8 protein-coding genes are annotated in these 6,868 nt (G+C 42.7%); 3 read left to right on the top strand and 5 right to left on the bottom strand.

The features are described from left to right. Positions 1 to 191 (top strand): hypothetical protein (locus tag AC1DVJ_RS21660; RefSeq protein ID WP_477593235.1); only part of this gene is annotated, 191 nt, incomplete at its 5' end. On the opposite strand, the gene AC1DVJ_RS21655 is transcribed toward AC1DVJ_RS21660, so the two are convergent. Beyond that, the gene (locus AC1DVJ_RS21655) at positions 178 to 522 is read right to left on the bottom strand and encodes an ABC transporter substrate-binding protein (protein ID WP_477593234.1); all 345 of its coding nucleotides are present in this window, start codon (positions 520 to 522) and stop codon (positions 178 to 180) included. The genes AC1DVJ_RS21660 and AC1DVJ_RS21655 overlap by 14 nt on opposite strands. Positions 523 to 724: 202 nt before the next feature. Then, positions 725 to 1,045 (bottom strand): hypothetical protein, encoded by a 321-nt coding sequence (locus AC1DVJ_RS21650; RefSeq protein ID WP_477593233.1) that lies wholly within the window; start codon positions 1,043 to 1,045, stop codon positions 725 to 727. Between the two features lie 162 nt (positions 1,046 to 1,207). On the opposite strand from AC1DVJ_RS21650, the gene dcm reads away from it, so the two are divergent. Beyond that, on the top strand, positions 1,208 to 2,692 hold the full coding sequence (gene dcm, locus AC1DVJ_RS21645; RefSeq protein ID WP_477593232.1) for a DNA (cytosine-5-)-methyltransferase: 1,485 nt from the start codon (positions 1,208 to 1,210) through the stop codon (positions 2,690 to 2,692). A 52-nt stretch (positions 2,693 to 2,744) separates the two neighbouring features. Here dcm and AC1DVJ_RS21640 read toward each other — a convergent pair whose 3' ends face one another. Both AC1DVJ_RS21640 and AC1DVJ_RS21635 read right to left on the bottom strand, forming a co-directional pair. Then, positions 2,745 to 3,053, bottom strand: a complete 309-nt coding sequence (locus tag AC1DVJ_RS21640; RefSeq protein WP_477593231.1) for a MazG nucleotide pyrophosphohydrolase domain-containing protein — start codon at positions 3,051 to 3,053, stop codon at positions 2,745 to 2,747. Between the two features lie 141 nt (positions 3,054 to 3,194). Next, positions 3,195 to 4,112 carry a sigma-70 family RNA polymerase sigma factor gene (locus tag AC1DVJ_RS21635; protein ID WP_477593230.1) on the bottom strand — a complete coding sequence of 306 codons (918 nt, stop codon included), beginning with the start codon at positions 4,110 to 4,112 and terminating at the stop codon, positions 3,195 to 3,197. Between the two features lie 118 nt (positions 4,113 to 4,230). Between AC1DVJ_RS21635 and AC1DVJ_RS21630 the strand changes: the two genes are divergently transcribed. Continuing rightward, positions 4,231 to 4,431, top strand: coding sequence for a carboxymuconolactone decarboxylase family protein (locus AC1DVJ_RS21630; RefSeq protein ID WP_477593238.1), 201 nt, complete (start codon positions 4,231 to 4,233; stop codon positions 4,429 to 4,431). Positions 4,432 to 4,725: 294 nt separating this feature from the next. On the opposite strand, the gene AC1DVJ_RS21625 is transcribed toward AC1DVJ_RS21630, so the two are convergent. Next, positions 4,726 to 6,849, bottom strand: a complete 2,124-nt coding sequence (locus AC1DVJ_RS21625) for a glycoside hydrolase family 3 N-terminal domain-containing protein (protein WP_477593229.1) — start codon at positions 6,847 to 6,849, stop codon at positions 4,726 to 4,728. Positions 6,850 to 6,868: the final 19 nt, after the last annotated feature.

Genomic DNA, 6,868 nt, shown 5'->3' with positions numbered 1-6,868 from the left:
GTTATTTGTACCAATTAAATAAAGTAAGAGTTGTTATTCAACAGTCGGGTACTTCAGTAAACAATAGGGAAACGATAGTTAAATTAACCGCCTTTTCAAAGGACGGTTTTCTTTTGGGGCTAAAAACAACATTAAGATTTAACATAGCCAAAAGAAAAAGCACCCTCTCGGGTGCTTTTAATCTGGATTGATCTTGGTTAAGCCTTCGAGACTAAGCTCTACGCCTTCTCCATTCGCTTGCTCCGGCGGCTTCAGACCCAGCGGCTCATAGTAATGACCGGAATATTGGGTGCCTTGCAGCCACATCGTTTTCTCTCTAACCTGAGCGTAGGCAACCGTTCCTTCCACGCCTTTAATCTGATCCTTCGCATGAGCGAACGTGGCAGAGAACTTATCGATCGCTTTCTTGGCAACATCCTCCTGCCCAAGCATTTCGCCGAACTTCGTCATCACGCCCGACCAGTCATTCCAAACATCCACCTTCACTTCATAGAGAAAAACCGTCGGCACAATCTTAGACAATTGATCCGCCACTTTTTTGTCCGTGGTGGCTCAATGTTGGTAAAGTAAAAGGATTACCCTCAGGTAGCTTGTTCAACCGCCTTCAAGGTAACCCTTTATTATATTACCAAGCTTCAGTATGAGTTATAATAGAAGTAGAAACGAAAAGGGGAAATTAAAGAAGATTCAACACGTTGCTTATAGAGGATAAATGATTATCATTTTATAACATGGTTTTTCTTTTTCGCTTAAACTTTACAGGGGTTTTAACACTTAACAGTCTTGATCTTTGATATACTCCTAGGCGAGGCCTATACAAAATATTAGCCATTTCATCAAGAGTTAACTCTTGACTGTAATTCCGTATGAATTCATCTTCAAAATCCGTGTATGGTGAACGCTTATTATTCAGAGGTGTTCTTTGATACAGCTCTTGATCGAATGCTATTTTTAGAAGCTCACCTAGATTTAAAGTGGTAATTTCTGTCATTTCATCGTGCTTGAGTTTGCCCCAATTTTCTTTAATGAACTTTATTTTATCCATATATTCACCTTTGCCAATTTATCAGATCTTAGAAAGAGTATATCACAACGTTAGTGAACTACATACCACCTTAGAGGTGGGTGCTTCTTGGTATAGCCTAAGATCACACTATGAAACCAACCCTACGAGCTAAACCAGATATAGAAGGAGTATAACAATTTTATGACTCTATCCACCTACGGGAAACAAATCAGGGATTTAAGAAATGCMATACAAATGAGTCAAGCCAAACTAGCAAAAGCAACGGGTATCACTCAGTCCATTATTTCTGCCTGGGAACTCGACAAGAACCAACCAAACGAAGAACAATTTACGTTTATGAAAGAAATCATCGAAGAAACTGAACATAGAGTCAATCAAGGAGAAATGCGATTAAACGAGAAAACATTTGTCCATAAGATGGGTACATCCAAGAAAAAAGTTCCACAAATAACTGATCCTGAAACGTATACACAACTATTCTCCAAAGTAGTAAACCGTCAACCAGCAAGCGAAGAAAATGCTGATTATCTAGCTAGCTTAAAGGAATTAGAGCCATATGTGACAGCAACAGTAGATATTATTCATGATAAACCTAAAGCTATCGCGCTCTTTGCTGGATGTGGTGGATTATCATTAGGTTTTAAAGCAGCAGGGTTTAATTTAGTGGGTCATGTCGAAATTAATGACCATGCCCGCAATGTGTATCAAGCCAATTTCCCAAACAGTACCTGTTTAGGGACTGATGTTACATTGATTACAAACGAAGAAATTAAACAGTGGAAAGAAACTTTCGGGCATGTTCATGTACTATTTGGAGGTCCACCCTGCCAAGGCTTTAGTCTTGCCGGTAAACGGGACCCGGATGATGCAAGAAACGAATTATTTAATGATTATTTAAGAATCGCGCAAATTCTTGAACCAGATTTGTTAGTTTTCGAAAATGTACGCTTAATGACTTCAATGAAAGATCCCAATGGTGCCCTTTTCATTGATCGATTTGTTGAAAATTTAGAGGAAATAGGCTTTCATGTTTCTTACAAAGAATTGAATGCACAAAACTATGGGGTTCCACAGTCTCGCGAACGCGTCATTCTCATCGCCGTTAATAAACATACTGGCATTACAACATTTGAACATCCAATGGCAACTCATCAACACACGCAGCTGCTCTCCTTATTTCCAGAAACTAAGAACCTTGTCACATTTAAAGTCGCTGTAGATGACCTTGAAGAACTTGAGTCTGGTCAAGCTTCCAAAGACGATCCATTACATTTCTCCATCGAGCATCCTAACCATGTCATAACATGGCTCAAAGCTACTCCAGAAGGTTACAGTGCACATGACAATGAAGATCCCGCTTTAAGACCACCGAGTGGTTATAATACAACTTATAAAAGAATCAACTGGGATGAACCTTGCTCTACCATTAGTACGAATTTCAACATGATCTCAGGATGCAGAAATGTTCATCCTACAAATACACGATCTTTTACAATACGCGAAGCAACGAGGTGTCAATCATTTCCAGATAATTTTATTTTCTTTGGTAATTGGACTGAAGTGAGACGAATGATTGGAAATGCAGTCCCCCCATTGTTTGCTAAAGCTATTGCGCAACACGTTTCCAGTCACATTCTTCCCAAACATATTCTTTGTCTCAAATAAAATAAGAGCGGATTGTGAACCTCATTCACAATCCGCTCTTATAACTTCCCCTCTATTGTCGACCCCATGTTCTAGTTTTATTTATTTCCATCTTCATTTCGGCTGCTTTCTCGAGATCGATGTCCAGCTTATTCGCCAGATCGCAGATATTCCAAATCACATCATACAATTCCAAGCCTAAATCCTTTTTAACCTCAGAAATATTTTCTGCTTGAGGGTGATAGGAGATCTTCAGAACTTCCTTCATGACTTCACCAACCTCAGTTACTAGGAATAATGCCCTTTGTTCAATGGATGATTTATCGAAACCTTTGGCTTTACTGAAATGTTCAACGTCTTTCTGTAATTCGGCTAAATGCATAATATCCCCTCACGTTTATCGTATATTTATTGGCTTTATTCGTATAGACAGTTAGTTTCAACAGCTTTACCAACGTATCCAAAATTGATAGGATTGTCAACGATAACATACAAGAACATAACAGAAAGAATAGACCCACTCCTATTCGGATTGGGCCTGTAAGACTTGGTTACCGCGGCTGCTGTTTAGATAACTCTGCCCCAGTTGGATTTTATCTGGGTTAATAACGAAATACAGACTTTGGAAAACAGAACCCTGTGACTCCATTTCCAGCATCATCAAAGCAACCGGATTCTCTTCCTCATAAAACACCACACCTGGCTGTCCGTTCAAAATAGCCATTTTATACGCCAGATGCATATACCGCTTGGCGGAAACTCCAACCAAAAAAGACACCACTCTCTCCCTGCCATAGATCGGATTGATAGCTGTGCGTATCTTCCCGCCCCCATCGGATACTAGTAACGAGGTGTCCGTCAACAACCGAACCAACGTGTACGAGTCCCCGCGCTGAAACGCTGTCACAAACTGTTCAACGAGCGACGCCAGTTGCCCTTGGCTAGTTGATGTTTTTAAGCGATCCGGATCCAGTTTCTTTTTCGCACGACTGTAGATTTTACGGCAGTTGGCCTCTTCTTTCTCCAACAGTTGAGCAATCTCAGTATAAGGATAATCATAAGCCTCCCGCATGACAATAATAGCTCTTTCCACCGGTTCCAACTGCTCAAGCATGATCATAAAAGCATAAGATAACGATTCACGGTGCTCCGCCAACTGATGCGGCTGCTGCCAAACCTCACATGTTGGCTCTGGCAGCCAAGTTCCAGGGTATACCTCCCGCTTCTTCCTTGCTGATTGAAGTATGTTCAGGCACCGATTCGTCGTAGCGCGCGTCAGATAAGTCTTCATATGCTCAATCGTATCCAGCTTGTCGTGAACGTCCAAAAACAGTTCCTGAACAACATCTTCGGCATCCGATACCGACCCAAGTATATGGTAAGCCACCGATTTTAGATAAGAATAAAATGTGGTATACACCGTTTGGAAGTCTATTTTCACAATATTCCCCCCTCTAAGTGACAAATGCAAACTCAGTATAGCAATCAAATACTAAATTTTCCAGCTGCGCAAGTTCATTCTCTACAATTTTTCGCAACGATTATTTTTGTCACAAAAAATGACCATCCATTGTCTAAAAGATAATTACCAAAATCAATTTAAACTAAGGTCCTCTCAGATAAACGGCTGTTCTTACTGCATTGACTCCCATACAAGAGACTTAGTGCGGCAATTCATGGTGCTGATTATGGCCATCAAGGCCATGAATAGCTGGAATCGAATTGGAATTGCGACGCGGTTGCTGCCGAATCGGAAATAGAGGCTTGCAAGTTATAAACCATCATTTAGGTAAAAAAAAAGCGCCCGCAAAGGGCGCCAACTTATAACATTTATTGTCTCATCATAGTCTCGTTGTTTGAATTCGATTTGTACGTCATGGGTTTCTTATCTTTACTCAAATCAAAGGATACTTGATCAGAACCATCGATCTTAATTTCAATGCTGAAGTGTGTACTTATGTGTAAAAAAACTTTAAAACTTCTGTAGTTTTTTATGGCATTGATCTACACAATCAACCTTTTATTAGTGAAAATCGCACAGTACCAGTACTGGCTCAATACTCTATCGTAAACACTGGATGCTCCAGGCTATTTACGTAGATCTCGAAGCCTCCTGGTTCAACCGTCCACTGCAAATCGGCATTGAAGTATTTAAGATCTTCCAAGGTAATGGACTGTTCAACCGCAACCGTTCCATGGGCTGGAACCCGAACGACCTGATAGGCTTTCATTTCGCGAGTTGGACGAACCGCCTTAGATATTAAATCCTGGATATACACAATCACAATTTCCGAATAATCATAAGGGCTTGGATTATGCACCGTAAAAGACAACCTTAGATCCTGATCTTCTGAAATCTTACGACCTGATATCGTTAAATCCGAGTACGTCGCTCCCGTGTAGGTCAACCCATGTCCGAAAGGGAACAGCGGTCCGATCTCACAATCTTGATACCTGCTGCTATAACTGGATGCATTGGCCGGGCGTCCTGAGCTGTACTCGTTGTAGTGAATCGGCGCCTGAGCCGAATAACGCGGGAACGACATCGTCAATTTACCCGTTGGTGTTGCTTGGCCGATAAGAAGTGACGCAATGGCCGCGCCAGCCCGTGTTCCTGGATACCAGCACCACAGCAGAGCTGGGATATCGTCAATAATATCCTGAAGTGCTAACGGCCTGCCTGAAAAGCAGACGCACGCGTAAGGTAGTTTCGTTGTTTTTACAGCTCGAATCAGTCGCTGTTGCTGTTCTAGCAGTTCGATATTGACGCTGCTATGTCCCTCGCCGCTTTGTCCCCAATGTTCCCCGATGGCTACGATGATATAATCGCAACGATCTAGTACATCCTTCGGGCACTCCTCTAGCGTTTCATATGCATTGACCACAAGCGAATCATCCGTCCGCTTCAGTCCCTCCGACAGCGTCACGACATCGTTGAAGCTTCCTTTGCAAGCCCAATTGCCGAGCAGCTCATTCGTGCGAGCAAACGGTCCAACGAGGACGATGTTTTTGTGCTCCTCGCGCAAAGGCAGTCTGTCGTTTTCATTTTTCAACAACACACAGCTTTTGCGGGCCGCTTCTTCTGCAGCCTCCAGCAACTTAGCATTCAAAATAACCGTCGGTTCCAGAGCCTCGTCGGCAAATGGGTTTTCAAAGAGACCCAACTCATTCTTGAGTTGCAACACTTTTAGGACCGCAGCATCTACATCTTTCAGCAATGTCGGCTGCTGCTCGATAATCGCTTCAAAGTTCTCTAAGTATAAAGTAGAGACCATCTCAATATCGACACCTGCGTTTAGGGCCAATTCAGCCGCTTCCTTGCCATCCTGAGCGACACGGTGTTTTCGCAACTCTGTAACAGCGCCCCAATCCGAAATGAGCAAATCGTTGAATTGATACTTTTCTCTCAAAATGTCTTTTAACATCACCCGGCTGGCCGTAACTGGAACACCATTAAACGAATTAAATGAGCTCATGACGAACTTCGGTTGTTCCTTCAGGGCAATCTCATACGGTTTACCAAAGTATTCATAGAATTCCCTCATGGACATATCAACCGCGTTGTAATCTTTTCCGCCAATGCCCGCACCATAAGCGGCAAAGTGCTTCAAGCAAGCTGCAACACCAGCTGGAGAGATTTGTCCTTCTTGAACCTTCTGATACCCCTTAATCATCGCCTTGCCTAGATTACCAGATAACAGATGATCCTCGCCGAACGATTCCATCACTCGCCCCCATCTGGAATCCCGAACAAGGTCCACCATCGGCGAGAAATTAACATGGATACCAGAAGCACGCAACTCGGATGCGGTATCTGCCGCAACTTGTTGCAAAATTTGCTCATCCCACGTACAAGACAGCCCCAAAGGAATCGGGAAAATCGTCTTGTAGCCATGAATCGCGTCATGCATAAAGAGAAGCGGAATTTTCAGCCTGGACTTCTTCAAATATTCGGACTGAATACGATTGGTCATCATCGCGCTGGAAGCACCAATTACACTGCCTATCGTATAGAGAGTCTCACCTTCAAGAATTTCCCGCGAATACTCAGGTCCAGTTTCCACCATTTCCTGATCGACTTTCCCCACGTAGAGCTCACCGGTAATTTGACTGAGCTGCCCGAATTTCTCTTTCAGCGTCATCGACTGAAGGAGCTCTTTCAATTGATTATTATCCATGTTCAAGCCTCTCATTTCG

The sequence above is a fragment of the Paenibacillus sp. P4_A9 genome (genome assembly GCF_056402415.1).
Note: the sequence above shows the minus strand (reverse complement) of the source record. Positions and strands in the feature narration are given on the sequence as shown.